The 383-nt window shown below is 56.1% G+C and carries 1 protein-coding gene; it reads left to right on the top strand.

Features of this window, described 5'->3' with window-relative positions; translation table 11 throughout:
• The first annotated feature begins 19 nt into the window (after positions 1-19).
• Positions 20-310, top strand: a complete 291-nt coding sequence (locus I6F37_RS44750) for a hypothetical protein (protein WP_225155093.1) — start codon at positions 20-22, stop codon at positions 308-310.
• Positions 311-383: the final 73 nt, after the last annotated feature.

Here is a 383-nt window from a genome sequence, read left to right as displayed (position 1 = left end):
ACCAAAATCGAGGCTGTTGATGGCGATCCTGGAACCGCAGTCTTCCGATTCACTGGTGGCCTGGGGCGACTTCAACAATGCGTTCGAGCAGAAGGAATACATGGAAGCCTATGTCGCGGAAGATGTGGCGCGCGACATGCTCGATCGCGACAAGGCCCTGAAAGCCGAATTCGAACGCAGGCTCGAGAGCGACGAGGCATTCGCAAAGGATCCGCAGGCACGCCTGGCATTTTTTGCACGGCGGCATTCGTCCTGGGATGAGCGGTTCAACCGTTACCCTGTCTTTCGAACGCAAGCTGTGCCGAAGTAAATGCATCGGCGAACAATGGACATTCCGGATTCTTTTCGGCTCATCGGGAGCGCTGTCATGAAATCACCCCTGC

This window comes from Bradyrhizobium sp. NBAIM08 (assembly GCF_020193935.1).
Classification (GTDB): Bacteria; Pseudomonadota; Alphaproteobacteria; order Rhizobiales; family Xanthobacteraceae; genus Bradyrhizobium; species Bradyrhizobium yuanmingense.
Note: the sequence above shows the minus strand (reverse complement) of the source record. Positions and strands in the feature narration are given on the sequence as shown.